The following is a 26,588-nucleotide window of genomic DNA, read 5'->3' as shown; positions in this document are numbered from 1 at the left end:
ATTTATTGTTACTCCTATTTATTTAATGAGGTTTAACTATCTGATGGCTCTACTTTATCGATACTTTCTGAGTTAAACACTTGCCCTTTAAATAGGTTTTGCAACACATCTTTATTGCTTGCGACATACAGCCCTAATTCTTCAAGCTGTTGATCATCTAGAGAAACAGGACTTTCACTTAAGAATAATGCGATTTGATCGGCGCTATCTAGCATCTTATCGTATGCATCGGCTTCTTTCTTACTGGTAAAGGTCATTTTCTCAACACCCTTTCTTTCTACAATGTATTTAATGATGACTGCCACGGTGGCCTCTTTTTAATTTCAAATTAAACATGGTTTTACATACAGTACTACTGCTTTTGTGATAATGCAACTTTTGTCATACTATAATTAATTTGCTATCTTATAACATTGTCAAATTACTGATAAGTATGAATGAAAACGATAATTTGTAGCCATTGTGACATGGTTTCACAACAACCTATTATACAACCAGGCTACATTGCAAAATGTGCTCGTTGTAATCATGTATTTTGTAAAGCGACAACAAGTAAACCCAATAAGGTATTTGCTCTAGCAGTCGCTGCATTATTAGTTTGTATTCCTGCTTTTTCATTCCCACTTGTTTCAGTGCATTTGTTAGGCATTACAGAACAAACCAACCTGTTACAAGGTGCTATAATGATGATTAATATAGCGCCTGTTGTGTCTTTTGTGGTGTTGTTTTGTGCGGTAGTTGCCCCTACGTTATTAACTCTTTGTATCGCATTTAGTAGCGGATGCATGATGTTCAATAAACGCCCCGAATTGCTTAACTATGTGCTTAAATTAACGAGCATTATCATTCATTGGTCTATGTTAGAAGTTTATTTAGTGAGCTTTATGGTAGCCGTTTTTAAATTAACGAGTTATGCAGAACTTTATTTCAATAGTGGCCTGTACTTTCTAGTTGGTTTTTTAATATTAAATATGAGTATGATCAGCGAATATGATAATGCTCAACATTGGAAATATTTACTCAATGAATAAACCGCTAATAACAGGGATAAGTGCAAGACAACAAGACAGGCAACTATGCCGAGTTTGTGAAAAACATTCTTCTATTAGTGAGAATCAAGAATGTTGCCCTTATTGTGGTAGTCCGATTTCACCTCGCATTGAAAATAGCCAACAAAAAACATGGGCATTATTGTTTACAGCTTTTATTTTTATCTTTCCAGCTAACCTTTACCCTATTACTTACTTATTAAAAAACGGGACACGTTATCCTGATACTATTTTTTCAGGTATTGTAAGCTTATTATCAAGCGGCATGTCTGGTATAGCGTTTATTGTTTTTATAGCGTCTATAGTAGTACCTATATTAAAAATTGTAGTATTAGCTTTTATTTCACTCGCCATTCACTTTAAATGGCAATTTAACCCTAAAAAACAACTTATTGCTTTTACGTTAGTCGACTGGATTGGTCGTTGGTCAGTATTAGACTTATTTGTTATATCAATAATGGTTGCGGTGTTTGATAAAGGAAATTTCCTATCCGTTTACCCAGGGATCGCAGCAACTTCTTTCACCGTGGTTGTCATTACAACATTATTCGCAGCACAGAGTTTCGATACTCGTCTAATATGGGACGCAAATACCGATGCAAGATAACCCTTCGACAACACCTGTTGTTAGTAAATCAAAATATATTTCACCAGTGTGGTTTCTACCTTTTATCGCTACATTATTGGCTCTTTGGATACTATTCCAAAATATCACTCATAAAAATATGCGTGTTAATATTCATTTCACCAATGCTGGCAGTATTATCATTGACAAAACCAAAGTACGTTACAAAGGGGTTATTGTTGGTACCGTCAAGAAGATTGAACTTGATGAGGTTGATGGTGTTAATGTCATTGCTGAAATCGAGTCTCATGCAACCTTTTTACTAAAAGAGAAAAGTAAATTTTGGTTAGTTTCACCCAAAGCATCTTTAACTTCAATTACTGGATTAGATACTTTGTTCTCTGGGAGTTATATTAATTTATTACCTGGCGAAGGTGAGGAAGCAACTGACTTTGTTGCAACAAGAGAACAACCAATCACCATTCCGGATAATGCATTATTGATTAACTTAAAAAGTGATAATGCCGCATCGATTAACATTGGAACGCCTATCTTTTATAAAAAAATACAAGTGGGAGAAATTGCTCGAGTACGTCTTGATAAAACGGGGCAATTTGTCAACATTCAGGCTTTTATTGAAAGTAAATACAGCCACTTAGTAAAACAAAAAAGTAAATTTTGGAATATTAGTGGTTTAAATGCAAACATTTCAAGAGCAGGTATAGATTTCAAACTTGATAGCCTAACCACTTTAATTGCGGGAGGAGTTACCTTCAGCAGTCCTGAATCATCTACTGAGCCTTTAGAAAACCAGAAATATCAGCTATTTAATGATATTGATGCTAGTCAGGAAGGCCTACATATTATCCTTAAGTTATCTAACACCAATAATTTACCAGAGCGTGCAGGTATCTTATTTAAAGGGCATGGTATTGGTAGGATTGATACCATCAACTACGATTCAGAAAGTCAGTTGTTCATTGCAAAAGCAACTATCAACCCAGCATTTAGTGATTTAATCACTGAAAGTGCACGTTTTTGGGTTGAGAAAACATCCGTTTCTTTTTCTAAAATTGAAAACTTAAGTAATCTTATTACTGGTGATTATATTAACTTTTCACACGGAGAGAGCTATCAAGATGAACCATTACGTACTGAGTTTGTAATAAAGACAGAACAATCTATTTTAGAAAGTAATGCTTTATCAATAACTTTAATTGCAGATAATGCAAATGGCTTAACAGACGGTGCACCTGTTAGCTATAAAGGGCTTAATATTGGTAAAGTGAGTACAATAAAATTAACTGAAGATAATAATAAAATTAAAGCGACGTTAAACATCGATGAAGAATTTAGTTATCTAATTAATAAGAACAGTAAATTCCACCTATTAAGCGGAGTAAACTTTAAGGCTTCTCTAAAAGGGGTTGAGGTTAATAGCAAACCATTAGAAAATATTATACAAGGTGGTATTGCACTCTATAATGAATCACCAATCACTAAAAAACATATTCAAACTCCATTTGAAAATAAACAACCTTTCTATTTATATGAATCTAAAGAGATGGCAAAACTAGGTAAAGATGCTTTTACTGATCCACTTAAAGTAATCCTTCTAAGTAAAGAATTACCTTCTGTGAGTATTGGTTCTCCTGTCTATTATCACAAACTACAAGTAGGTGAAGTAAGTGATCTACGCTTACATGATTCAAGCTTAATGCAAACCAGTATTAACATTAACGCAAAATTTAAACACTTGATTACCAAACAAACTATTTTTTGGAATATTAGTGGTTTTGAAATTGACGCAGGTCTTTCTGGTATTAAGGTCAATGCAGCATCATTACTAGCAGTAGCCACTGGCGGTATAGCTTTAGAATTTTCACCATCAGTAACCTCTAATATAACCAGTGAGGGACAATACCGCTTATTTGATAACTACCAGCAAGCAACACAACCACCAAAGCAAATTACACTTATCTATGACGATGCATCTGAATTAAAAGTAGGTAACAAGGTAAAACTAAAAGGGTTAGATGTTGGAAAAATAAGTCAATTAACACTTAATAAAAATAATAAAATAATGGTCACATTAGATATTACCCCAAAATATTTTGATAAAGTAGCAAAACAAGGTAGTCGCTTTTGGGTCGTAAGAAGTGATATTTCATTATCTGGCGCAAAGAATTTATCAACGCTGATTAGCGGCGTATTTATTAATGTTGAGCCAGGCAACGGCAATAAAACGATTGAGTTTAAAGGTGAGCATAATGCCCCTTTATTAGCAGAACATAAAACCGGTTTATCTATAATATTAACGGCTAGTAATGCAGGTTCTACTGATATCAGTAGCCCTATTTATCACCGCCAAATACAAATTGGTGAAGTCACTGAAAAACGCTTAAATGATGATGCATCAGGCGTTGAGATAGTGATTAACATTTACCCTGAATATGCTCATTTGATTCGTACTAATAGTATCTTTTGGCCAGCTTCTGGCTTTAACTTAGATATAGGAATAACAGGCGCTTCGCTAAAATCGACTTCTCTTACTTCTTTAATCAAAGGTGGTATTAATATGAGCACCTCAGACAATCGAGAACTACAACCTGCTAGCCAAGCCTTTTCAACTTTTAAGTTACAGTCAGAATTTGATGAAGATTGGTTGCAATGGAAACTTAAAATCCCTAAAAGTAATTAATTTCACTTTATGTTATCTTGCGCGCACTTTCTGTGCGCGTTTTTGTAAGGATCCAAATGGATAGCAACACTTTTATACCTCAAGCATTTATAGATAAAATGTCGAGCATTTTACCTGAAAACTTAAATATCGATGAACTAGTTGCCGCCTGTCGTCGCCCTTTACGTCGAGCTATTCGAGTTAATACACTTAAAATCGACATTAAAGATTTCCTTGATATCGCCAATAAAAAAAGCTGGGCATTAACACCTGTACCCTGGTGTAAAGAAGGCTTTTGGATTGAAATTGACAATGATCATATCCCTCTAGGCAACAGCGCAGAACATTTAGCCGGGTTGTTTTACATTCAAGAAGCTAGCTCTATGATGCCAGTGTCAGCACTGCTGTATCACTTTCAAGATACAGAGAATGCAACACTGTTAGATGCAGCGGCCGCGCCAGGATCAAAAACAACGCAATTAGCGGCAGCCATTAACAATCAAGGTTTAATCATTGCGAATGAGTATTCGTCTAGCAGAATTAAGATGTTGCATTCAAATATTCAACGCTGTGGCATTAAAAATGTTGCACTCACTCATTTTGATGCGGCCGTATTTGGACAATGGTTACCTAATACCTTTGATGCTATTTTATTGGATGCCCCCTGCTCTGGTGAAGGTACTGTACGTAAAGATAAACAGGCGATGAAGAACTGGGATCAAACAGCAATAGAGTCAATATCAACGGTACAAAAAACATTAATAGAAAGTGCATTTAAAGCACTAAAAACCGGTGGAGTAATGGTTTATTCAACTTGTACTCTTAGCTTAGAAGAGAACCAAGAAGTATGTTTACACCTTAAACAAGTCTACCCTGATAGTGTTGAATTCCTTTCTTTAGATAACTTATTTAAAAATGCAGATAAAACTTTAACAGCAGAAGGTTTTTTACATATTTGGCCACAGGTTTACGACACTGAAGGTTTTTTTGTTGCGGCTATTAAAAAAACGGGTGATGTTGAAGTTGAAGCCGCACAAAAGCGACTCAGAAAATTCCCTTTTCAACCAACAACAGAAACAGTAAAAAGTAGTTTATATGACTACTTTAAAAATCAATTCTCCATAACGCAATTAACCGGTGTGCTATATCAAAGAGATGATGAGTTTTGGTTATTCCCAGAAAATATTGTCCCATTAATTAATGAACTACGATTTTCTAGATTGGGTATTAAGATAGCAGAAAAGTTTGGTAAAGGACGTAAGTCAGGCTTTAAGTGTACTCATGAATTTGCCACTTGTTTTGGTCAACAAAGCCCTCTAGCAATAGCGTTATTAGCACACCAAGCAAGAGAGTATTACCAAGGGCGAGATATTCATGACATTGATACTAACAACTCAAAAGGTGAAGTTATATTACGTTATCAAGGCCATGTAATTGGTTTAGGGAAATCGTTAGATAATAGAATTAAAAATAGTTTGCCAAGAGATTTAATTATCGATAAAAACCTATTTGATAAATAGGAATTACATTCATGAGTCTTGTTTAGTAAACAAGACTCATGAGGTTAGCTGTCATTAATAGGCATTCTTATGAATAAACCCTTTAAATACCGTTAAGACTAGTATTTTAAGATCAAAACTAATTGACCAGTTTCTAATATATTCCAAATCAAACTCAACGCGTTTTTCCATTTTTTCTAATGTATCTGTTTCACCACGCCAACCATTAATTTGAGCCCATCCAGTGATACCTGGCTTAACTTTATGGCGTAACATGTAAAAATCCACCAGCTTTCTATATTGTTCGTTATGCGCCACCGCATGAGGCCGAGGCCCTACTAATGACATACTGCCAGACAATACATTAATTAACTGTGGCAATTCATCCAATGATGTTTTTCTTAAAAAAGCACCAAGTTTAGTGATACGACTATCACCTTGCACTGCTTGTTGAATAACATCGCCATTATCCATTGAACTCATAGAACGGAATTTCCAAACTTTAATGGCTCTGCCATCTAATCCATAACGTAACTGTTTAAATAAAACAGGTCCCGTTGAATCCAACTTAATCAGTAACGCAATAATCAGCATAGGCAAAGCAATAATAGATAATATTAATGAGGCCCCTACTACATCTTCAATACGTTTAAGTAATCTTGATGGTCCAGTCATAGGAGATTCATAAACACTAATCGTTTGTATCGAACCGACATGAGATAAACGCGCGTTGAGTAAGTTAAACGTAAAGAAATCAGGAACAAGAAACACATCAATCGTTGTATCTCCTAACGCTCTTAATACACTTTCTATACGTTTTTGAGCAGCCAATGGTAATGCGATATAAATAACATCAATATCACCTGCTTTAGCGAATTCAATCCCTTTATTGATACCACCTAATACCTGCTCTGTATATTTACTTTCTGTCCGAGTATCAGCTCGATCATCATAGAAACCAGACAGCGTATAACCTGTTTCGGGTTTATTAACGAACTGATCTGCTAACAACTCCCCCGATGACGTTAAACCGAATATAGCCACTTTTTTAGTATAATACCCTGCTCGACGACGTTTAAATAAAAACACATAAAACAACAAACGCCAGCCAGCTAATGCAATGCAATTAAACAACATCCAAACACCAATCACTAAGCGAGAGATATCAAGACTAGTTTTACTAAAAAATAAAAAAATGACAACACTGAATATGCCAGCAACCCAGCATAAAAAAGTATAGCTTGCGACACGAGAAAACTCACCAAGACGCCATGAACGATAAAGGTTATGGCTGTCGGCAGCAAAAACAAATCCTATCGAGGCAATCAAGCCAACCACAAGGTAAAGATTGGTTAACTCTTCATGTTGAAAATAAAGTATAAAAAATAAACTTACTTGTATAACAAAAAAATCAATACAGCGGCACAATGCCGAATACGCATTTTCACTATCTTTAACATAGTGTTGATCAGACATTTAAATCCCTTTAAAAATTCAACATTAAGGTAAGCCAAGCAATATCTATTGATTGGCTTACTTCAATTAAATTATTCCGCGAGTATCAATAACAACTTTAGTCGCAAATTGTGTACGATCTGTTGCTTTAAATTGCTTATGGTCAACTAACACTACGACTACATTCGCTTTATCTAACGCATCTTCAAGTGACGTTAATGTAATACCTGAGTCAGACAACGCACTAGGCAGTTGCTTAATATTAGGCTCTACTGCAATTATTTCACCGACTTCTTTCGCAACTAGGTCTTTTACTATTTCTAGCGCAGGACTTTCACGTAGATCATCAATATCTGCTTTAAAAGCAAGTCCAAGACAAGCAATGACAGGTCGTTTAAACTCATCTGCCGCTTTACAAATTTGTTCAACAACGTAATGAGGCTTGGCATCATTGGTTAATCTAGCTTGTCTGATAATATTGGCTTCTTCAGGGCAGCTATCAACAATAAACCATGGGTCAACAGCGATACAATGACCACCCACACCAGGACCTGGATTAAGAATATTAACGCGGGGATGACGGTTCGCTAATTTAACTAGCTCCCACACATTAATTTTTAACTTGTCACAAATAACCGACAGTTCATTAGCAAATGCAATATTAACGTCACGGAATGAATTCTCTGTTAATTTAGCCATTTCCGCGGTGCGAGCATTAGTAACAATACATTCACCACGCACAAATTTTTCATATAGCTGAGTAGCAAGTTGGCTACAAGCACTTGACATACCACCAATAACTCTGTCATTTGAAACGAGTTCTTGTAATACATAACCAGGTAACACGCGTTCAGGACAATGGGCGACTTTAATATCAGCCGCATCCCCTTTATCCTGTGGAAATGACAAATCAGGGCGCGCTGACTTTAGCCATCCAGCTAATTTCTCAGTCGTTCCGACAGGAGATGTTGACTCTAAGATAACTAAATTACCTTTTACTAATACCGGTGCAATCATATTGGCAGCAGATTCAATATAAGATAAATCAGGAGAATGAGATGAACTCGCATCTTGTTTAAAAGGTGTCGGTACAGCCACCATGAATACATCAGCAGGCTCTGCAGTGGTTGTTGCTCGTAATTTCCCAGTAGTTACAACACTTCGTACTACGATATCTAGATCAGGCTCTACAATATGAATTTGCCCAGCGTTAATCGTATTCACGGCATTTTCATTAACATCGACACCAATAACGTCGATACCACGAGATGCAATCACAGCAGCAGTAGGTAATCCGATATAGCCTAAGCCGATAACAGAAACAGTTTGAAATGGCATAATTAATCCTTTAATAATTCTTTAACAATTCGTGTGCATGCTAAACCATCGCCATAAGGGTTATGAGCTTTGGCCATGGTTTGATAACGAGTAGAGTCAGTTAATAATAAAATAGTTTCCGAGGTAATACGTTCCACATCGGTACCCACTAGTTTCACGGTTCCCGCTTCGATCGCCTCTGGTCTTTCTGTCGTATCGCGCATGACTAATACTGGTTTACCCAATGAAGGCGCTTCTTCTTGAACGCCGCCTGAATCGGTAATAATCAAGTAACAACGATTCATTAAATAAACAAACGGCAAATAATCCTGAGGTTCAATCAAGAACACGTTATCCAACTTACTTAATAAGCGATTAACAGGCTCTCTTACATTTGGATTCATGTGCATTGGATAAACAATTTGAACATCCGGTTGTTCTTTTGCGATATTCGCTAGCGCTTCACATATTCGTTCAAAACCGCCGCCAAAACTTTCTCTTCGATGGCCAGTAACAAGTACCATTTTTTTATTTTCATCTAAAAATGGAAACTGTTTATCTAATGAAAGTTGTAAATCTTTATTAGACTCTAACTTTTGTTTTACCCACAACAATGCATCAATAACTGTATTGCCTGTAACAAATATTCGTTCTTGCGGCACTTGCTCTTTAAGTAAGTTGGACTTAGATAAGTCAGTCGGTGCAAAATGGAAACGGGTCAATACCCCAGTTAATTTTCGATTAGCTTCTTCAGGCCAAGGCGAATATAAGTTACCAGTACGTAATCCAGCTTCGACATGACCAATATTAATTTGCTTATAAAAAGCAGCTAAAGATGCTGAAAAGGTCGTTGTAGTATCACCATGAACTAATACAACATCAGGTTTAAAATCATCGAGCACGCCTTTCAGGCCACTTAAAATATTTTCGGTTACATCAAATAAATCTTGTCCTGGCTTCATGATATTTAAATCATAATCAGGCGTGATATCAAAGAGCTGTAAAACTTGATCTAGCATTTCTCGATGTTGAGCCGTCACACAAACTTTACTTTCTATCCCTGCTTCAGCAGCAAGTTTATGTACTAATGGAGCCATTTTAATAGCTTCAGGTCGTGTACCGAACACGGTTAACACTTTCTTCATTGAATAGCCTTACAAGTTATTACGATATTTAATAGGTTTAAGTAACGAGAGATTCATATGGCATTTAACTACTCATAAATAGATAAACTTAAGTTTGTCAACTCGATCACGTACTAGAATGACTCCGGATTATACGTTGAAACCCTTGTATTTTATATAAAAAACATAAAATACAAAATTTAAATCATTTACACAATATTATTTATTATAGGTTAATCACTTACTTAAAATATCGACACAGTAAGTACATTGAATTATATATAAAAAGTGAGATACAAAAATATTTTAAGCATGCAAACAAACTAAATGCTGAAACTTGTTTTGATCACTTAATTGCAGTTCAAAATAACCTCGTACGCCTAATTGCGTAAAAAAAGGAACAAAACGCATTGCGGGTAACTGAATCATAGCACCTTGATCACTGCGTACTTTCACTGTGACATTAGGCGTTCTGTATAATTTTTCAAATTCTTGATAACTAATATTTATTCTAAAATGATAGGATTTCATAATACCTTCTTAGCAACTGTCAAATGGGTATAACGCCCTAATGATGCATAGGGTTCATATTGACAATACTCTTTCTCCATCGCTAACAGTTGTTCAAAATTATCATCTGCGAAATCAGCTGATTTCATATAGTCATGTAATACACGCACACCTGTTTTTTTCAAAACTTGCATATCAGCTTCTTTCAACCAAGTTAAAACATCTATTTCAAATAGAGGATTAGTCGGTGATAAGCGGACTACTTTTTTACGTGGCATGCCTAATTCAACAAAATTCAAGTTGCCAGAAACTAAGTTAAAGAAACGTTGGGCTTCTTTGTTATAAAACATTAAAGAAACTAAACCATCGGCATGTAACCAATCCAATAAGGAATGTAATGTTTGCTTAGGCTCTGCTAACCACTCCAATACGGCATGATTCAAAATAAGATCAAACTGTCCATCAATATGATCATGTAACGTTTGGATAGAGCAATGTATTATTTGTATATTGTCTTTATAAGGTTTATTAGCTAATTGTTCTTTAGCAATTGATAATAATTCACCAGAAATATCGCACAACACAATTTGATGCCCTAATGCAGCTAACTTTTGACTAAAATAACCAAAACCACCACCTGCATCTAATACTCTTAAACTTGGTTTATTTAAACGTTCGATACAATTGAGTATTTCACGCCACACAATCTCTTTTCGAATTTTCCCTTTATGACTACCGTAAATATTATTTACAAACTTTTGGGCAATGGAGTCAAAATTATGGTCAGCCACTTAAATTTCTCATTTACTTTAATACGGTGATAAGTATTAATTATACGCGACTTATTATTGAATATTAACCTACATTGAATAAGTTCTAAGACGTTTTTTAAAGTAACTATGTCAACTGGCTATATAAAATAGCTATATGGGATTACGGTAATAAGTAATTGTATGGCATCATAAAATGAAGTGTTCAATCTCTATTAAACAGAGGTTACTTTATCAAATTGGTAACTGACAGACTGAATTTAACAAAAAAAGCAAAATTAACGTTAAGCGTCATTAAATATTTTCATAAAAGCCTTACATTCTCTTATTTGTTAATAAGACAACTTACTGTATAGGTAGTGAAGGCACGTTATTTTACAAACAGAATTAATAGCAAACAACGAAAGGCAAAAGAATGGTATTTTTAATTAAAAAATGGCTAGGAGGTTTATTAATGCCCTTACCCCTCTCCTTGGCTCTGTTATTTGTTAGTCTATTATTGCTATTTTTTAGCCAACATCAAACGCTAGCGAAATCATTAACACTATTCAGTTTTTTAATTTTATTCGCTTTTAGTCTATTACCGACGGCTTACCACCTAGCCAAACCCCTTGAAAGGCAATATCCACCTTTATTAGAGGCCGAACAATCTTTCGATTATATTTTAGTACTTGGTTCATCAGGGATTAATGATCAGAAATTACCGATTACAGGACAGCTTTCAGCCACGGCATTAAGTCGATTTAGTGAAGCATTACGCCTTTATTATGCCAATCCAAATGCCTCTATCGTTGTATCAGGATCCGCTTTTGGAGACAGTAAAAGCCATGCACAGCTTTTACAGCAACTAGCCTTAGCATTCAATATCTCAGAACAAAAAATTATTCGTTTAGATAATGCTCAAGATACCAATCAAGAAGCCCTTCAGATGTCAGCAATTATTGAAGGAAAAAAAGCGGCATTGGTAACATCAGCAACACATATGCCTCGAGCAATGGCTCTATTTAAAAAATATAAACAATCTCCTACTCCAGCACCAGCAATGTACTTAGCAAAAGAGAACTCAAAGGAATTACCTTCCTACAGTTACATCCCTTCAGCTTATCAATTGTATAAATCGCAAATAGCATTGCATGAATATTTAGGGCTGCTTCAACAATGGTTTGTCTCTAATACGACTTCTAAGTAACCTCAGCTCTGGATAAGCAAAGCGATACAACGCCGCTATTTCCGCTTTCATTAACCAGAGTTGAGGTTAAGTAAATAGTTTGTTTATTAGAGAAGTGAAATACAAATTTGCCGCTGTAAACGTTTGATCAAGGCTAATATCTATATAATACCAAAAGAATTAATAAGGTGATCATTCTTGCTGGTTAAAATCACCCCTAACTGCGTTGTGAGTTTTGAAGTGAGAACAACTATCTCTTACAACTCACGCCTTATTAGTGTTAATTTTTCCTGCGCAATCTCTGATCACTTATTTAATTACATTGGTATAAGCAATTGAAATTTAGATATAAAAAAGCCTGTTACTGACGTTACTCTGAATATGAGTAAATCAATGACAGGCGTTTAATATAATAGTATTTACTTTAATAGTTTAGTATTAATGTGGGTACAGTTATTAGTATTGATATAACGATGACCATTAAATACCTTAATCTAAATCCTTAAACCAATTGTGATGGCCTTTTAATAACAGCTTGCCCAACAATAACACTCTCACCATTAAAGGTCATAGTAGGTGAACCATAAAGCTCATACCCCTCTTTTAATACTTTAGTGACTTTGCTACAAAACTCAGCATCATCCTTACCTGTAATTAATTTATAACGTTCAATTGAATTTGGCATAGTAAACCCTTTTATGAAGCCTCTTGAGTAAAATTAGCATACGACGATTAAGTTCAAAGGCATATTATTACTCAACAAATTTGTGAATCAACAACTTAGATGTACAAAAAAACGGCATATAGCCGTTTCTTTTTTATTTAACTTAATTTACTTTCGACGTACACAAGCTACATTCTTATGAACCGCGTCCTGATATACTAAATTACGCAATTAACATAATCCTAAGGACGATATACCTTAACATTATCAAATCCAGCTTCTTTTAAATAAAGCGCTTGTAATTGACTCATCACACCACGATCACAGTAAAGTAAATAGGTTTTTTCTTGTGCAAGTGTTTCGAATTGATTACTTAATTTAAAGAAAGGCAAATGTTGTACTTCAACCCCTTCAATTTCTAATGGTTTTTCATCTCTTTCGTCAGTAGAGCGAATATCTAACACTACTTCATTAGCTTCAAATGCAGAAACAGATTCAACTTCTACCAACTGCTCTTTTGCATCCGTCGCAATATCTTTAATATCTAAGACTTTTGCATCAAAAACAACTTTATCAATGAGAGACATGTCGAAGTTAGCTTCTTCCTTCTGAATTTTAGTCATCACTGCTTTAACAGTCGGACGCTGTGAGATAACACCACAATATTCAGGAATTGTTTCAGATATTTCAGCGGTACCAATTTCACGCGCACAATCAATAATATCTTGTTTATCAGTAGCCACTAATGGGCGTAAAATAAGCGTGTCAGTTACTTGGTCAATCACTGATAAGTTACGTAAGGTTTGGCTTGAAACCTGACCTAATGCTTCTCCTGTTACTAACCCTTCTATTTCTAAATTCGCAGCTACTTTTGCGGCCGCACGCATCATCATACGTTTTAATACAACGCCCATTTGACCGTTGTCGACTTTTTCTAATATTTCAGCAACAACGGGTTCAAATGGAACAGAAATAAATTTAACACGATGTGATGCACCAAAACGCTCCCACAAATGATAAGCGACTTGTTTCACACCAATTTCATGTGCGGCGCCGCCTAAATTAAAGAAACAATAGTGAACACGTGAGCCTCGTTTCAATAATTGGTAACTAGAGACACCTGAATCAAAACCGCCCGAAATTAATGATAAAACAGATTCTTGTGTTCCTAATGGGAAACCACCTAATCCTTTATGACGTTGATCAACCATAAATAATTTATCTTGGTTGATTTCAATATTAACTGTTATATCTGGATTTTTTAATTTAACAGCAAGTGCATCAGTGTGTTGATTTAAGCCACCACCGACATAACGTTCAACTTCATTTGATCCAAAGTCATGGGTACCAATACGTTTTGCACGAACACAAAATGTTTTGCCTGCAAGACTATCCCCAAAACATGCTTTTGTTTGCTCGTATATGTCATGAATATCAGTAAAAGTAGATTCAGTCACTTCCAAGAAAAACGCAATACCAGGCGTACTTTGTAAATAATGGATCACTTTTGCTTTATTATCAGGATCATCATTTTCACTACGAACAATAATTTTATCCCATTCGAGTATCACTTTAATATCTTCATCATGACGAGTCAGTACGTTACGGATATTGCCCTGTAACATTTTGCTGAAGCGCTTACGCACAGGTTTACTTTTCATCATAATTTCAGGAAAAAGTTTAACGATAAATTTCATGGGTACCACTCTTGGATTCAGGACTGTATAAATTTTGAAGTGCGAATTATACGCACTACTTGGTCGTGCGCAATGATTATACTAATCAGGCTGCTGTAAAACGGTAAAGTTAACTTCACAACTACCTTTATTAGCGGCTATATAAAAAACATTATCTGTAATAGTAATACTAAAATCCATTGTTCGCTCAACCAAAGCCGCGAGTGCTTGAATTTGCTCAAATTCAAATTGATAGACTTCCGCTTTAATGGTTGAGAAATCTTTTTGCGACTGCTTCCACCACACACTAGATTTAGTATTAAACGTATACACTTTAGCTACTTTAGCTTGACGACATGCTTTTTTGATACGATCAAAAGCAGGTTCACCCACATCAACCCACAGTAAAAATTCATCGCTGTAATTTTTTGCCCAAATATCAGGATCATCCGCTTCACTCAACCCTGTGGTAAAACTTAAGAACTCTTGATTGTTTAATACAAAAGCTAAGATACGCGTCACCATACGTTCTGTGGTTTCAGAAGGATGTTGTGCGACGGTCATGGCAATCGTTTCATAAACATCATTATCTAAATTCGATACATTAATGTTCATTTTAAAAATAGTAGGCTTTAACGCCATTTTGTTTCTCCAAAAAAAAACCACGCTCTAAACGTGGTTTTAAAATATATCAACTAAAATATTGCTTATTAATTAGTCTAACATTACTAATTAAACGGCAGATTTATATCTAGCTGTAATAATAAGCGCTAAGAATATAGCAAATAGAATTGAAGTACTAGGAGCAGGTACTCGTACTAATACTATTCCACCTTGATTTGGGTTAAATGATTCTGAACCACCAAAGATCCATTCTTCCTCATAAATTCCATATGCACCATCATTAATATAGCCATATGAGCGAAACCTTCCAGAATAAGGATCGGGTGAATTTGATGTTCCAAATAAATCTAAAAAATCAATTGTAAACTCAGCACCATAAACATCTTGGTGTAAAACTATATTATCCCCGTTCCAAGGAATACCTTCTCGACCATCGATATCTTTATAGGTATTGATAAAAACAGTTTCTAACATTGCGATGGCTTCTTCGTGTGTTGCTAAACGAAAAGCATTACCATAACCTGGTTTATCAAATGTTTCGATTGCTTCTTGTTGTGTTAACTCTGATGTAAATGACCAATCTAACCAATCTAACCCATTTATTGTTGTATAAGTACCGTTATCTATCACTTTAGCATATGAAAAATTGTATAAGCTACTAAGCGAAAGAATCAATACCAATATGATTTTGTTAAATATTTTCATGTTTATCCTTAACAGAATTAAAATTAAAGATTATAAAAGCAAATATAAACAACAATATCAATAAAAATAAAAAAATAGTCATTTACAATGTCAAAAAATAAATTTATCTTAAATGTATTGATAACTTTTAAAATATCGCTATCTCGATTTAGAAGTCTAAAACATCTATTTGGGAGGATAACTGAACTCAATTATTTTCAAGACACAAAAAAGCCACGTTAAACGTGGCTCTAGGTTTTTTATTTTTTTAGTTAAAATTAAACAGGCATTTTCGCTAATTTAGCACACACTAAATCACCAAATTCAGCAGTACTTACTAAGTTAGCTTCACCTTCTTTAGACAGGTCAGATGTTGAGTAACCATCTTCAAATACACCTTGCATAGCAGCCCATAGGTTTTTAGCTTCTTTTTCCATCCCAAAGCTCATTTCAAGCATTAATGCTACTGAACCTATCATTGAGTATGGGTTAGCAATACCTTTACCTGCAATATCTGGCGCACTACCGTGAGATGGTTCGTAGTAAGATTTTTCAGGGCCTTTACAAGCAGAAGGCATTAGGCCTAAAGAACCTAAAATACCGCCGCCTTGGTCACTTAAGATATCGCCAAACATGTTTTCCATTACCATTACGTCAAACATGGTTGGTTTCAGACATAGGTAAGTAGCAGCAGCATCAACTAAAATATTGATCACTTCAACTTCAGGGAAGTTTTTGCTTTCTTCTTCTACAATCTCGTTCCATAACACGCTTGATTTTAATACATTTGATTTATGGATGTTGTGCATTACTTTTTTACGTTTCATTGAAACTTCAAAACCAACGCGTACAATTTGACGAATTTGATCTTCATCGTATTCTAATACTTCACGAACGTAACGACGACCTTCAGCGTCAACGCCTGTTTCTTTCTCGCCGAAATATAAACCACCGACTAACTCACGAATTAACATGATATCGATGCCTTCGCCAACCACTGACTCTTTAAGCGGAGAAAAGTGAGCCAAACCTTTTGGTAAATAAACTGGGCGGAAATTAGCGTAAGTATTGTAACGACGACGTAGAGGCAATAACGCACCACGCTCAGGTTGTTCGTCAACTGGAATTTTTTTAGAGTCTTCGTGGTTTAAACCAATAGTACCTTTTAAGATAGCATCTGCTTTATCACAAGCGGCTTTAGTTTCTTCAGGGAAAGCTTTGCCTGTTGCAAAGTAAGCAGCAGCACCAAATAATACGTCATTTAATTCAAAATTAACGTCAGCGTTACGCTCTTCAACTAATTTTAAAACTTTTACAGCTTCTTTCATTACTTCAGGACCGATACCGTCGCCTGCTAGTAAAGCAATGTTATATGTTGTCATTCTGATTCCCTAAATGATTTTCGGATGATATTTGTTGGCACATCATAAAGTAAAAGTGCACTAAATTTCAATTTATGAACGTGTTTTTTCGCATATTTACGCAAAATAAGTGAATATAAAAAAAGATAGATGGTCTCGAAGGCAGGCGTAATATTGTTAAATAAAACAAAGTATCATTTTAGATATGTTAAATAGTACATGGTTATAGTGCCATAAAAGAAGGTTAATACATGCCATACTCACATATTAACCTTTTCATGGCTTATTTAAGAATTTATGACAGCTGTTATTGCAAAATACACGCAGCAGAGTGTATCTCGCTACCTTTTAATTTTACGTTACTCGTCGCACATGCATCAATGGCAACGGGGCAACGCGTTCTAAACACACAGCCTGATGGTGGATTAATAGGTGATGGTAAATCCCCTTCCAGCATTTGTATTTTTTTAGCACGTTCCAATCTAGGGTCAGGAATGGGTACAGCAGACATTAATGCTTTAGTGTAAGGATGTTTAGGCTCGTTAAATAAAGAGTCACATTCAGCCAATTCGACTGGATTACCTAAATACATGACCAAAACACGATCAGAAATATGTTTAACAACCGATAAATCATGGGCAATAAACACTAAACTTAACCCTAATTCGTTTTGTAATTCTTTTAACAAATTAACCACTTGAGCTTGAATCGACACGTCTAACGCAGATACCGGTTCATCACAAATGATCATTTTGGGTTTGAGAATTAAAGCCCGCGCAATACCAATACGTTGGCATTGACCACCTGAAAATTCATGAGGATAGCGATTAACAACATTCGGTAACAACCCTACTTTACTCATCATATCTTTAACTTGATTTTTAACTTCAGCTTTAGACAAATGAGGGTAAAAAGTCTGTAATGGCTCAGCAATAATATCACCCACATTCATTCGCGGGTTGAGAGAAGCGAGAGGATCTTGAAAAATCATCTGAATCTCTTTACGCTTAAGCCGTAGGTTTTTCTTGTCCAGTTTAGTTAAATCCTCACCTAACCAAACGACGCTACCAGCACTAGCGGGTACTAAACCAATAATGGCACGTGCTAACGTTGATTTACCACAACCAGACTCACCAACCACACCTAATGTTTCACCTTCGTAAAGCTTAAGACTAACGCCATCAACTGCTTTTAAAGTATCGGGCTTAGCCCAAGGTAAAAGTGATTTAGAAGCGATACTAAATTGCACTTTAAGATCGTTAATATCTAAAATTAATTTTTTTTCATTGTTCATTACCAAGACTCCCACTCAGAAAAACAAGCTCGAGAACGGTTATCCGCAAAAGCAGTTAACATCGGTGCTTCTTTTTTACATCGGTCCATCACTCGATCACAGCGTTCTTGATAAGGACAGCCAACAGGTAAGTTAAGTAAATTGGGAGGATTCCCTGGAATTGTTGCTAACACATCGTCATTCCCATCAAGTCTTGGAATCGATTTTAATAATCCTTCCGTATAAGGATGGCTTGGTTTGTAGAATATTTCATCCACAGTTCCGTATTCCATGGTACGTCCAGCGTACATCACTAATACTTTATCGCAACTACCAGCAACAACCCCTAAGTCATGTGTGATCATAATAATGGCTGTATTAAACTCTTTTTTTAAGTCATTAAGTAATGCCATTATTTGTGCTTGAATGGTTACATCAAGAGCAGTTGTAGGTTCATCTGCTATCAGCAATTTTGGACGACATAACAGTGCCATCGCAATCATCACTCGCTGACGCATACCACCAGAAAACTCATGAGGGTACATATTCATACGTGATCGCGCTTCAGGTATTTTTACAGCTTCCAGCATTTTTAGAGATTCTTCAAACGCTTCTTTTTTACTCATTCCTTTATGTAAAATAAGGACTTCCATCATCTGCTTACTCACTTTCATGTAAGGATTGAGAGATGTCATTGGGTCTTGAAATATCATTGCTATTTGGTCAGCTCGTACTTTATTCAATTCTTTTTCAGGCAAATTAAGAATCTCTTTGCCCTCAAAATTTGCACTACCTGAAATTAGACCATTTTTGGCTAATAATCCCATTAAAGCGAATACGGTTTGAGACTTACCTGAACCCGACTCCCCTACTATGCCCAAGGTTTCACCTCGTTGTAATGAAAAGTTAAGGTCGTTTACTGCCGTTACGTTACCATCTTGAGTGGTAAACTCTACGTGCAGATCTTTTACATCTAATAAACTCATGTTGTTTCCTTAATGCATTATCTATCTTTTGGATCTAATGCGTCACGTAGACCGTCACCGATATAGTTAAAACAAAATAGCGTCACCACCATAAACGCAGCTGGGAAACTTAATTGCCAAATTGCGACCTCCATGCTTTGCGCACCTTCTTGTAACAATGCCCCCCAACTAGTCATTGGCTCCTGTACGCCTAGGCCTAAAAAGCTTAAAAATGATTCAGTTAAAATCATACTTGGCACTAATAACGTTGAATAAACGGCAACAATACCTAACACATTAGGAATGATATGACGGCGAATAATGTTCCAGTTGCTTACACCACAAACATGTGCAGCCTCAATAAACTCTTTGTTACGTAAGCTCAAGGTTTGACCGCGAACAATACGTGCCATATCAAGCCAAGCAATAGCGCCTATAGCAACAAATATCAATACAATATTACGACCAAAAAAGGTAACCAACACAATCACTAAAAACATAAAGGGAATTGAATAAAGGATTTCCAGAATACGCATCATCATACGGTCAACTTTACCGCCAATAAAACCAGATGTAGCACCATAAACGGTGCCTATCACCACAGCAACAAGCGCACCTAACACCCCTACCATCATGGAAATACGTCCCCCAATAAAAGTACGTACAAACAAATCACGTCCAAGGCTATCCGTTCCGAATAAATGTTCCATTGTAGGCGGCTGATGTAACGCGTACCAATCAGTATCATCATAGGCAAACTCTGCAAACATCGGCACGAAAATAACTGATAGCGTAATGACAAGAAGCAAAATCAAACTCACCATTGCCGCTTTATTACGCATAAAACGAATGCGTGCATCTTTCCACAAACTTCGCCCTTCAATTTCTAAACTATCAGCAAAGTTTTCAATCGCTTCACTGTTTTGTTTTTTAGCTAACATAAACTTGTCCTTTAAAAGCGAATTTTTGGATCGACATAAGCCAATAAAATATCAACAATGGCATTGAACACGATAAACAATAATCCAATTAAAATCGTTATCCCCATCACTAATGAATAATCTCGATTGAAAGCAGCATTAACGAATAATTTACCAATACCAGGCAAACCAAAAATGGTTTCAATAACGACTGAACCAGTGATAATACCGACAAAAGCAGGCCCCATATAGGAAACGACGGGTAGCATTGCTGGTTTTAGTGCATGGTGTAAAACGATATAAGAAAAGCTCAATCCTTTAGCGCGGGCTGTGCGAATAAAATTACTATTCAGTGTTTCAATCATACTACCACGCGTAATACGGGCAAAAGTGGCCACATACATCATGGCCATACCTACTACAGGTAGCACCATGTATTTAGCCGTTCCATCAAACCAACCACCAGCTGGGAACCACCCTAAACCGATCGAGAAGATGTAAATCAGTACAGGAGCTAAGACAAAGGAAGGCATGACGATCCCAAGCATTGATGTAGACATTAAGCTGTAATCTAACCAAGTATTCTGGCGCAGTGCTGCCAGAGTGCCAATAGCAACACCACACACCAAAGCAAAGATAAATGCAAAAGCCCCTATTTTTGCAGAAACAGGTAAAGCAGCAATGACAAGTTCATTTACAGTAAAGTCCATATACTTGAATGAAGGACCTAAATCTCCCTGTAACACATTGGTTAAATAGGTCGTGTATTGTTCTAAGACGGGTTTATCTAAGCCGTACTTAGCATTAATATTTTGCATTACCTGCGGGGGTAATTCCCGTTCACTTGAAAATGGGCTACCAGGGGCAAAACGCATTAAGAAAAAAGAAACAGTTATCAAGACCAATAGGGTAGGTATTGCCTCTATTATTCTTTTTAAGATAAATTTCAACATATACTTCTCAGTTTAATGAAATATATCCCGTCAGTTTAAATACTTGGGGGATTTAGGAATGAAAAAGAGGGCAATAGCCCTCTATTGGATAGTAGTAAAATTTTATTTTATTCTGCGATGATATATAAATCTTTTGAGTAGATTTTATCTTCAGCATTGTTTTTTGCATAACCTCCCACATGAGGGTTAAGAAGACGCGCTTTAACATACTGATAAACAGGAATGATTGGCATATCTTCAGCTAAAAGTTTTTCCTGACCATAATAGAGTTGTTGGCGTTCAGTTTCAGAGGTGCTTTCAATCGCTTGTTTAGTTAATTTATCATAAGCATCACTTTTATAATGAACTCCGCCTGTTGTGTTCTGGCCTTCCATTAATGAAGTAAAGGTAGAAGCCTCGTTGTAATCACCACACCATGACGCACGAGCAACTTGAAAGTTTCCTTGATTTTTAGTTTCTAGGTAGGTTTTCCACTCTTGGTTTTCTAAAGTAACTTCAATGCCTAATGTTTTTTTCCACATTGAACCAATCGCGACTGCTAATTTTTTATGATTTTCACTTGTGTTGTACAGTAATGAAAACTTAAGTGGATTAGATTTATTGTAACCAGCCTCTTCTAGTAACGCCTTTGCCTTCGTATCACGCTCTTTTTGAGTCAGTTTTGCATATTCTGGTAGTTCAGGATTAAAATTAGCGACAATTTCAGGTGTTAAACCATAAGCAGGTTTTTCGCCTTTTCCTAATAAAAATTTAGTGATCACATTACGATCAATTGCATAAGAAACCGCTTTACGCACTCGTACATCATCAAATGGCGGTTTAAGCGTATTTAAACTGTAATAGTAAGTACAAAGGTCACCTTTGATTGCTAACGAATCTGCATGTTCTTTTTGTAAACGTTTGAAATGCTCATTGGGTAATTCATATGTCATATCGATTTCACCAGCAAGAAAACGATTCATTTCAGCAACATAGTTTTCCAGTGGTAAATAAGTGACTTTGGTTAATACTGTTTTTTCGTTATCCCAATAATATTTATTCGGTGTCATTTCAATACGTTCATTGATTACCCATTTACTCATGACAAATGCACCATTACCCACAAAATTTTCGGGTTTAGTCCATTGGTCACCAAACTCTTCTACCGTTGCTTTATGAACAGGTTTCATTGTAGTGTGGCCCATCATCATTACAAAATAAGGGACTGAACTCGCTAATTTAATCTCTAAAGTGTTCTCATCAATAGCTTTAACACCTAACGTACTTTTATCTTTTTTTCCGGCAATAATATCAGAGGCATTCACCATGGTTGTCATATCTAGGTACCATGAATACGGTGATGCAGTCGCAGGGTCAACTGCTCGTTGGAAACTGTAAACAAAATCTTCCGCGGTAACAGGATCTCCATTTGACCATTTAGCATCTTTACGTAAATGGAAAATAAATGTTTTGTTATCTGTTGTTTCCCAACGTTCAGCAACACCAGGAATAGTATTACCATCAGAATCTTGGTTCACCAGACCTTCCAATAAATCACGAATAACATTAGATTCAGGCACACCTTGTGTTTTGTGTGGATCGATAGAAGCCACTTCAGAACCGTTCCCTTTTACGAACTCTTGTTTCGCAGCGAGTTTGGTACCTTCAGGTACATTAGCAGCAAATGCTGTAAAAGAGGTAGTAGCAAAAGAAAGACCAAGTCCTAGTATTAATGCTTTTGTTATTTTATTTTTATTCACAATTAATTCCCTTACATGGTGATAAAATCATCTAATTTTTAAGATTCGCTAAGGATGCAAAATAATAAAAATAATGATTACTTAATGGTTAAGCAGAAATCCACTTAACGCGAATGCACACTGGTTATAGCAAGTTGAAAGCCAATAAATAAAATACATAAATATCAAGAAGTTAAATTTAACTCGTATAATAAATAAATATTTATCACCAATTTAGTGCAACAATAAACGTATATGGTGCGATATGATTGAAGTGAGTTGAGTATATTTCATACTCTCGACTCACAAGTTGACCGACTGGTTAACACTAATCCATAGACTATTAATATAAAAGAGAAAATTAGAATAAATATGACACTTATGATTGAAGTCATATTCTAAAAAATAGTTTTGATTGTTAAATAACATCACTTTCCGTTAATAATACTTACTATAAAAGTGAGATTTTTGACTCTTTCCAGGTACTTTTATGAAGGGATTTAAAGAATATTTAAGAGGATAATGTACTCAATATATTTTTTAGTTTTAATTAATAATTAATTCAGTTAAAAAACATGGAGTAAAGGCTTTAAAATAATCACTCTAAAGTGGTTTTATAGAGAAGGTGGGTGAATGGATAATTACACTGCCCATGACTCAACAAAGAGTCTATTAGACAGTGCATATTCAACAATACATTAATAAATCATATCGTTTTTTATCACGTGGTTTATAGCTTGGATTAAACAGTCTGGTTTATGTGGCCTAGTTTATAACCCTGTCGATAATCTGATTTAAACCGGATTATCGATATCGATAAAGGTCACGTCAAAGCCCATTTCAGCTTCCAACCATTCACCTAATGCTTTTGCGCCATAGCGTTCCGTTGCATGATGCCCCGCTGAAAAATAATGAATCCCCATCTCTTTAGCAATATGAGTTGTTCGTTCAGAAATTTCACCACTAATAAACGCATCAATACCTTGCTCGGCTGCAATGGTAATATAATCTTGTCCACCGCCAGTACACCAAGCAATGGTTTTAATTTCAGGCTTTCCACCATCAATCCATAATGGCTCTCGATTAAGTTGTTTGGTAATAGTGTTAATTAGCTCACCTGGTGTCACTGCTTGTTCAAACTTACCGACACGCCCTACGCTACGTTTATCCCATGGTTCTAACGGGCGGCGATCAGTGATTCCTAATAAATCGGCTAATTGTTTGTTATTACCTAATTCAGGATGGACATCGAGCGGTAAGTGATACGCATATAAATTAATGCCATTCTCAATTAGTGATTTAATACGCTTGTACTTCATTCCTACAATCTGCTGCGCTTCACCTTTCCAGAAAAAACCATGGTGTACAAGAATAGCATCGGCATTGTGTTCTATTGCAGCATCGATGAGCGCTTGATTAGCAGTCACGCCAGTAATGATTTTTTTAACTTGTTCACGCCCTTCAATTTGTAACCCGTTAGGACAATAGTCTTTAAATTGATGAATTTCTAAAAATTGATCAAGTTTGTTTGCAAGTTTACGATTATTCATATGCTTCACTTTTAAATAGAGATCTTTATAGCCTAATAGACTTAGTGATTAAAGCTAAGCTATCAAAGCGAGGTAATAAGTCATGATAAAGAAGTTATTAACGCTATTGAAGCTTTTTAACAAATTCAAATGCACCAAGATCAGGTTGAGTACCTTGATAAGGCAAAGAGATCATATCGCCCTTTTGCCAAGAGACCATTTTATCTAAGGTTAAAAGATTCAATTTTCGATCAATATGAACAATGGTCGCGCTTTGTAAGCTTTTATTCTCTGCAGATAGAATCATGATTTGATCTCCAGGCTCACCTTCAATACCTGCACCGTCGTAGAAAAATTGACTGTCTTGCACTTCAACTTGCAATCCTTTCCCGCTGTCACTGATAATGTTGCTTAACATAACCCCAGAATCAATCATCGGACTATTCGTAGATAGACGGTAATCGTGCTTAGCTGAATTTGCGAATAAAGGATCTTTAGCTAAAGTATCTTTAAATTGCACAGAGATGAAACTACCTTCAAAATCATAAACACTCATTTTATTTGCAACGCCCCATAACCCAATAACTTGATCGCTTTTATCACTGGCAATACTGTTACGCACAAACCACTGATCTCCCTCTTTTCTACTAAATAAAATCTGGGTCGCATTTTGGGTATTGCACTGACTTGCTCCCACACCTTGGTTGTTCCATAAAATATTGTTTACAAACTGATTATCTTCAAATTTTTCTATCCAACGACCAACCGCGATACCAACACACCAATTATCATGAAACGTATTATTATAAATACGGTTACTGTAAGTGTAAGCAGCTTCTGTGCGATAACTGGCAAGACTAAACCCTACATTGGTATGATAAAAAGTATTAAAACGAATAATGCCATATTGTCCAGCATATTGAATACCATTGCCACCACTCGTTGAATAGTAGCGGACAGCATCTTTAAAAACATTGTGCTCGATGAGATTATATTGACTGGCATCTAATACTGGCGTTGATTGCTTGAAACGTCCATTCCCATGCCAATCCATCGTTCCTTCTTCACAATCAAATACCGCACCTAGCTTTTGCTTTTTGTTACTAAATACGTTATTTCTAACGACATTAAAGCTACCACATTTGATATTCCAAAGATCATGACCTGCTAGGTTCATTATATTGCCTTCAACTCGGTTATAATTTGAATGCACTAATGATAGTAAGTCAGTTCCTTTTTGAAAACGGTTATTGACTATCTGATTATGATGGCTAAAAGCGATATACAATCCACCACGTTTACTGGCATTTTTACCATCATTATAAAGTGTAGAACCAGTAAAATTATTGTTAGAAAATATATTATGGTGTGCATTTAAAAATCGCCCAAAACCAACACTATCGGTAACGGTAATACCATTGATTAATATATAAGAGGCTTCATCTAACCAAATTGCTCCGTATGCTTGCCTTTGATCAATGGAGTCCACGCCTATAATTCTCACTTTTTCATTCTGATAAGCACTAAATCCAATATAGGCTTTTTTGTCGCCAGACCTGCTCACATGTAATGCTTGTTGATAATCACCTTGGCGTATTAAGAAAAGAGTTCCAGGCTTAGCTATTTTAGTGGCATCAGATAGTTGAGAGACAGACAACTGTTCTCCTTTGCCACATAAACGAGTGTCAGGATCATACTGCAGACAATTTGTATTTAATGTTGAATCAACAAAAATAGTTTGTGTAAAAGCAGGTAACTTAAATGTATTTATTAGTTGTTCTATGGACAAGTCTACAACTGGTTTCGCTTGCAAGGCAGTACTCACTAAACAAGCAGTAAATAAAATAGAACAATGAAAAAACCGAAGCATTAGAGACCCTTTGCCTTTAGCAAAACAGCTAATTAATAATAGATAGAAAGTATATATAATTATACCAATGGAATTAAATAAGTGATCAGAGATTGCGCAGGAAAAATTAACACTAATAAGGCGTGAGTTGTAGGAGATAGTTGTTCTCACTTCAAAACTCACAACGCAGTTAGGGGTGATTTTAACCAGCAAGAATGATCACCTTATTAATTCT

General features: G+C 35.8%; 23 protein-coding genes. 5 read left to right on the top strand and 18 right to left on the bottom strand.

Features of this window, described 5'->3' with window-relative positions; all coding sequences use genetic code 11:
- Positions 1-32: 32 nt before the first annotated feature.
- On the bottom strand, positions 33-305 hold the full coding sequence (locus tag GQR59_RS07170) for a YebG family protein (RefSeq protein WP_025564049.1): 273 nt from the start codon (positions 303-305) through the stop codon (positions 33-35).
- Positions 306-437: 132 nt separating this feature from the next.
- Here GQR59_RS07170 and GQR59_RS07165 point away from each other — a divergent pair, with 132 nt between their 5' ends.
- From GQR59_RS07165 to rsmF, 4 genes are read left to right on the top strand one after another with little or no spacing between them, the layout of a single operon-like run.
- Positions 438-1,031 (top strand): paraquat-inducible protein A, encoded by a 594-nt coding sequence (locus GQR59_RS07165; protein ID WP_160061305.1) that lies wholly within the window; start codon positions 438-440, stop codon positions 1,029-1,031.
- Positions 1,024-1,656, top strand: coding sequence for a paraquat-inducible protein A (locus GQR59_RS07160; protein ID WP_160061304.1), 633 nt, complete (start codon positions 1,024-1,026; stop codon positions 1,654-1,656). The genes GQR59_RS07165 and GQR59_RS07160 overlap by 8 nt, the downstream gene beginning before the upstream one ends.
- The gene (locus GQR59_RS07155; RefSeq protein WP_160061303.1) at positions 1,646-4,315 is read left to right on the top strand and encodes a PqiB family protein; all 2,670 of its coding nucleotides are present in this window, start codon (positions 1,646-1,648) and stop codon (positions 4,313-4,315) included. The genes GQR59_RS07160 and GQR59_RS07155 overlap by 11 nt, the downstream gene beginning before the upstream one ends.
- Before the next feature lie 56 nt (positions 4,316-4,371).
- A complete protein-coding gene (gene rsmF, locus GQR59_RS07150; protein ID WP_160061302.1) occupies positions 4,372-5,814 on the top strand; it encodes a 16S rRNA (cytosine(1407)-C(5))-methyltransferase RsmF in 1,443 nt (480 codons plus the stop codon).
- Between the two features lie 54 nt (positions 5,815-5,868).
- On the opposite strand, the gene GQR59_RS07145 is transcribed toward rsmF, so the two are convergent.
- The 5 genes from GQR59_RS07145 to GQR59_RS07125 all read right to left on the bottom strand — a co-directional run bounded on the left by GQR59_RS07145 (position 5,869) and on the right by GQR59_RS07125 (position 10,990).
- Positions 5,869-7,269 carry an undecaprenyl-phosphate glucose phosphotransferase gene (locus GQR59_RS07145; protein ID WP_025564039.1) on the bottom strand — a complete coding sequence of 467 codons (1,401 nt, stop codon included), beginning with the start codon at positions 7,267-7,269 and terminating at the stop codon, positions 5,869-5,871.
- A 66-nt stretch (positions 7,270-7,335) separates the two neighbouring features.
- Positions 7,336-8,586: a UDP-N-acetyl-D-mannosamine dehydrogenase gene (wecC, locus tag GQR59_RS07140; RefSeq protein WP_025564037.1), complete on the bottom strand. Its 1,251-nt coding sequence runs from the start codon at positions 8,584-8,586 to the stop codon at positions 7,336-7,338.
- Positions 8,587-8,588: 2 nt separating this feature from the next.
- Complete coding sequence (gene wecB / locus GQR59_RS07135) at positions 8,589-9,710, bottom strand: non-hydrolyzing UDP-N-acetylglucosamine 2-epimerase (protein ID WP_160061301.1); 1,122 nt, start codon at positions 9,708-9,710, stop codon at positions 8,589-8,591.
- Between the two features lie 285 nt (positions 9,711-9,995).
- Entirely contained in the window at positions 9,996-10,220 is a 225-nt protein-coding gene (locus GQR59_RS07130; protein WP_160061300.1) for a DUF2835 domain-containing protein, read from the bottom strand.
- The gene (locus GQR59_RS07125; protein WP_160061299.1) at positions 10,217-10,990 is read right to left on the bottom strand and encodes a methyltransferase domain-containing protein; all 774 of its coding nucleotides are present in this window, start codon (positions 10,988-10,990) and stop codon (positions 10,217-10,219) included. Before GQR59_RS07125 ends, GQR59_RS07130 begins: the two co-directional genes overlap by 4 nt.
- Positions 10,991-11,384: 394 nt before the next feature.
- On the opposite strand from GQR59_RS07125, the gene GQR59_RS07120 reads away from it, so the two are divergent.
- Positions 11,385-12,158, top strand: a complete 774-nt coding sequence (locus GQR59_RS07120) for a YdcF family protein (RefSeq protein WP_160061298.1) — start codon at positions 11,385-11,387, stop codon at positions 12,156-12,158.
- A gap of 481 nt (positions 12,159-12,639) precedes the next feature.
- Here GQR59_RS07120 and GQR59_RS07115 read toward each other — a convergent pair whose 3' ends face one another.
- The 12 genes from GQR59_RS07115 to GQR59_RS07060 form a co-directional block, all read right to left on the bottom strand.
- A complete protein-coding gene (locus GQR59_RS07115; RefSeq protein WP_201288033.1) occupies positions 12,640-12,822 on the bottom strand; it encodes a DUF1737 domain-containing protein in 183 nt (60 codons plus the stop codon).
- A gap of 221 nt (positions 12,823-13,043) precedes the next feature.
- Positions 13,044-14,498, bottom strand: a complete 1,455-nt coding sequence (gene thiI, locus GQR59_RS07110) for a tRNA uracil 4-sulfurtransferase ThiI (protein WP_160061297.1) — start codon at positions 14,496-14,498, stop codon at positions 13,044-13,046.
- 81 nt (positions 14,499-14,579) lie between these two features.
- Positions 14,580-15,119, bottom strand: coding sequence for a YaeQ family protein (locus GQR59_RS07105; protein WP_160061296.1), 540 nt, complete (start codon positions 15,117-15,119; stop codon positions 14,580-14,582).
- 90 nt (positions 15,120-15,209) lie between these two features.
- Positions 15,210-15,806, bottom strand: a complete 597-nt coding sequence (locus GQR59_RS07100) for a hypothetical protein (RefSeq protein WP_160061295.1) — start codon at positions 15,804-15,806, stop codon at positions 15,210-15,212.
- A 257-nt stretch (positions 15,807-16,063) separates the two neighbouring features.
- Entirely contained in the window at positions 16,064-17,167 is a 1,104-nt protein-coding gene (gene leuB, locus GQR59_RS07095) for a 3-isopropylmalate dehydrogenase (protein ID WP_160061294.1), read from the bottom strand.
- Positions 17,168-17,453: 286 nt separating this feature from the next.
- Complete coding sequence (oppF, locus tag GQR59_RS07090; protein WP_025563557.1) at positions 17,454-18,440, bottom strand: murein tripeptide/oligopeptide ABC transporter ATP binding protein OppF; 987 nt, start codon at positions 18,438-18,440, stop codon at positions 17,454-17,456.
- Positions 18,440-19,405, bottom strand: coding sequence for an ABC transporter ATP-binding protein (locus GQR59_RS07085; protein WP_025563558.1), 966 nt, complete (start codon positions 19,403-19,405; stop codon positions 18,440-18,442). The genes oppF and GQR59_RS07085 overlap by 1 nt, the downstream gene beginning before the upstream one ends.
- A gap of 17 nt (positions 19,406-19,422) precedes the next feature.
- A complete protein-coding gene (gene oppC / locus GQR59_RS07080) occupies positions 19,423-20,325 on the bottom strand; it encodes an oligopeptide ABC transporter permease OppC (RefSeq protein ID WP_160061293.1) in 903 nt (300 codons plus the stop codon).
- An 11-nt stretch (positions 20,326-20,336) separates the two neighbouring features.
- Complete coding sequence (gene oppB / locus GQR59_RS07075) at positions 20,337-21,257, bottom strand: oligopeptide ABC transporter permease OppB (protein ID WP_160061292.1); 921 nt, start codon at positions 21,255-21,257, stop codon at positions 20,337-20,339.
- A gap of 107 nt (positions 21,258-21,364) precedes the next feature.
- Positions 21,365-22,996, bottom strand: coding sequence for an ABC transporter substrate-binding protein (locus tag GQR59_RS07070; RefSeq protein WP_160061291.1), 1,632 nt, complete (start codon positions 22,994-22,996; stop codon positions 21,365-21,367).
- A 773-nt stretch (positions 22,997-23,769) separates the two neighbouring features.
- The gene (locus tag GQR59_RS07065) at positions 23,770-24,525 is read right to left on the bottom strand and encodes a Nif3-like dinuclear metal center hexameric protein (protein ID WP_160061290.1); all 756 of its coding nucleotides are present in this window, start codon (positions 24,523-24,525) and stop codon (positions 23,770-23,772) included.
- Positions 24,526-24,628: 103 nt separating this feature from the next.
- Entirely contained in the window at positions 24,629-26,374 is a 1,746-nt protein-coding gene (locus tag GQR59_RS07060) for a NosD domain-containing protein (protein WP_160061289.1), read from the bottom strand.
- Between the last annotated feature and the right edge of the window lie 214 nt (positions 26,375-26,588).

The sequence above is a fragment of the Psychromonas sp. L1A2 genome (assembly GCF_009828855.1).
Classification (GTDB): domain Bacteria; phylum Pseudomonadota; class Gammaproteobacteria; order Enterobacterales; family Psychromonadaceae; genus Psychromonas.
The sequence above is the reverse complement of the archived record's forward strand: the minus strand, read 5'-3'. Positions and strand labels throughout refer to the sequence as shown.

Bases quoted from the DNA above. Each gene is read 5' to 3' on its own strand.
- GQR59_RS07165 (WP_160061305.1), top strand. From the start codon at position 438: ATGAAAACGATAATTTGTAGCCATTGTGACATGGTTTCACAACAACCT.
- GQR59_RS07160 (WP_160061304.1), top strand. From the start codon at position 1,024: ATGAATAAACCGCTAATAACAGGGATAAGTGCAAGACAACAAGACAGG.
- GQR59_RS07155 (WP_160061303.1), top strand. From the start codon at position 1,646: ATGCAAGATAACCCTTCGACAACACCTGTTGTTAGTAAATCAAAATAT.
- rsmF (WP_160061302.1), top strand. From the start codon at position 4,372: ATGGATAGCAACACTTTTATACCTCAAGCATTTATAGATAAAATGTCG.
- GQR59_RS07145 (WP_025564039.1), bottom strand. From the start codon at position 7,269: ATGTCTGATCAACACTATGTTAAAGATAGTGAAAATGCGTATTCGGCA.
- wecC (WP_025564037.1), bottom strand. From the start codon at position 8,586: ATGCCATTTCAAACTGTTTCTGTTATCGGCTTAGGCTATATCGGATTA.
- wecB (WP_160061301.1), bottom strand. From the start codon at position 9,710: ATGAAGAAAGTGTTAACCGTGTTCGGTACACGACCTGAAGCTATTAAA.
- GQR59_RS07130 (WP_160061300.1), bottom strand. From the start codon at position 10,220: ATGAAATCCTATCATTTTAGAATAAATATTAGTTATCAAGAATTTGAA.
- GQR59_RS07120 (WP_160061298.1), top strand. From the start codon at position 11,385: ATGGTATTTTTAATTAAAAAATGGCTAGGAGGTTTATTAATGCCCTTA.
- GQR59_RS07115 (WP_201288033.1), bottom strand. From the start codon at position 12,822: ATGCCAAATTCAATTGAACGTTATAAATTAATTACAGGTAAGGATGAT.
- thiI (WP_160061297.1), bottom strand. From the start codon at position 14,498: ATGAAATTTATCGTTAAACTTTTTCCTGAAATTATGATGAAAAGTAAA.
- GQR59_RS07105 (WP_160061296.1), bottom strand. From the start codon at position 15,119: ATGGCGTTAAAGCCTACTATTTTTAAAATGAACATTAATGTATCGAAT.
- GQR59_RS07100 (WP_160061295.1), bottom strand. From the start codon at position 15,806: ATGAAAATATTTAACAAAATCATATTGGTATTGATTCTTTCGCTTAGT.
- leuB (WP_160061294.1), bottom strand. From the start codon at position 17,167: ATGACAACATATAACATTGCTTTACTAGCAGGCGACGGTATCGGTCCT.
- oppF (WP_025563557.1), bottom strand. From the start codon at position 18,440: ATGAACAATGAAAAAAAATTAATTTTAGATATTAACGATCTTAAAGTG.
- GQR59_RS07085 (WP_025563558.1), bottom strand. From the start codon at position 19,405: ATGAGTTTATTAGATGTAAAAGATCTGCACGTAGAGTTTACCACTCAA.
- oppC (WP_160061293.1), bottom strand. From the start codon at position 20,325: ATGTTAGCTAAAAAACAAAACAGTGAAGCGATTGAAAACTTTGCTGAT.
- oppB (WP_160061292.1), bottom strand. From the start codon at position 21,257: ATGTTGAAATTTATCTTAAAAAGAATAATAGAGGCAATACCTACCCTA.
- GQR59_RS07065 (WP_160061290.1), bottom strand. From the start codon at position 24,525: ATGAATAATCGTAAACTTGCAAACAAACTTGATCAATTTTTAGAAATT.
- GQR59_RS07060 (WP_160061289.1), bottom strand. From the start codon at position 26,374: ATGCTTCGGTTTTTTCATTGTTCTATTTTATTTACTGCTTGTTTAGTG.